Consider the following 1,301-nt stretch of genomic DNA (forward strand, 5'->3'; position numbering starts at 1 on the left):
GACTAACTGGATCGGAACCTTGCACGTCACGTACATCTACGTGTGGCAGGTTACGAGCAGCCAGGTACAGGTTCTGATCAACAACGTCCGACACGATCAGAACGTCGGTCAGGCTCATGTTGTTCAGTTTGCCAAGCAGATCTTTGGTTTTCGGAGTTTCAACAGCGAAATCCTGAACCACGACCAGACGATCAGTACGCACCAGCTCAGCAAGGATGGAACGCATTGCTGCGCGATACATCTTCTTGTTCAGCTTCTGGGAGTGATCTTGTGGACGAGCTGCGAAAGTGGTACCGCCGCCACGCCAGATTGGGCTACGGATAGTACCGGCACGAGCACGGCCAGTACCTTTCTGACGCCAAGGGCGCTTGCCGCCACCACGAACGTCGGAACGGGTCTTCTGCTGCTTGCTACCTTGACGGCCGCCGGCCATGTAGGCCACGACTGCTTGGTGAACCAGCGTCTCGTTGAATTCGCCGCCAAATGTCAGTTCGGAAACTTCGATCGCTTGAGCGTCATTTACATTTAATTGCATGTCAGCTTCCCCTTAACCGCGAGCCTTGGCTGCTGGACGTACAACCAGGTTGCCGCCAGTAGCGCCAGGAACAGCGCCCTTGACCAACAACAGATTGCGTTCAGCGTCCACGCGCACTACTTCCAGGGACTGCACGGTCACGCGCTCAGCGCCCATATGACCGGACATTTTTTTGCCCTTGAATACACGACCAGGAGTCTGGCACTGGCCGATAGAGCCTGGGACGCGGTGGGATACGGAGTTACCGTGGGTGTTATCTTGCCCGCGGAAATTCCAACGCTTGATCGTACCCTGGAAGCCTTTACCCTTGGACTGACCGGTTACATCAACCAGTTGACCAGCGGCGAAGATTTCAGCGTTGATCAGATCGCCAGCCTGGTACTCGCCTTCTTCAAGACGGAATTCCATGGTGGTGCGACCAGCGGCAACGTTCGCTTTAGCGAAGTGGCCAGCTTGAGCTGCTGTTACACGCGAAGCGCGACGCTCGCCGACAGTGACTTGCACTGCACGATAGCCATCGGTCTCTTCAGTTTTGAACTGGGTGACGCGATTCGGCTCGATCTCAATGACCGTGACCGGAATGGAGACACCTTCTTCGGTGAAAATACGGGTCATACCGCATTTACGACCGACTACACCAATAGTCATGTTGTAAACCTCATGAGTGTACGGGGCTTTCACCCGCTATGGCCGCCCATTTCAGAGCGTTACACGACCAAGACCGAGTCTTAGCCGAGGCTGATCTGCACTTCCACACCGGCCGCAA

General features: G+C 55.5%; 2 protein-coding genes. Both read right to left on the reverse strand.

The genetic code is table 11. The features are described from left to right. Window positions 1–535, reverse strand: a 535-nt coding sequence (gene rplD, locus HT737_RS12275) for a 50S ribosomal protein L4 (RefSeq protein ID WP_182402680.1), incomplete at its 3' end; no start/stop codon positions are given. Window positions 536–547: 12 nt separating this feature from the next. Continuing rightward, window positions 548–1,183, reverse strand: coding sequence for a 50S ribosomal protein L3 (gene rplC / locus HT737_RS12280; protein WP_003228738.1), 636 nt, complete (start codon window positions 1,181–1,183; stop codon window positions 548–550). Between the last annotated feature and the right edge of the window lie 118 nt (window positions 1,184–1,301).

This window comes from Pseudomonas sp. MD195_PC81_125 (assembly GCF_014060985.1).
GTDB lineage: Bacteria > Pseudomonadota > Gammaproteobacteria > Pseudomonadales > Pseudomonadaceae > Aquipseudomonas > Aquipseudomonas parakoreensis.

Bases quoted from the DNA above. Each gene is read 5' to 3' on its own strand.
- rplC (WP_003228738.1), bottom strand. From the start codon at position 1,183: ATGACTATTGGTGTAGTCGGTCGTAAATGCGGTATGACCCGTATTTTC.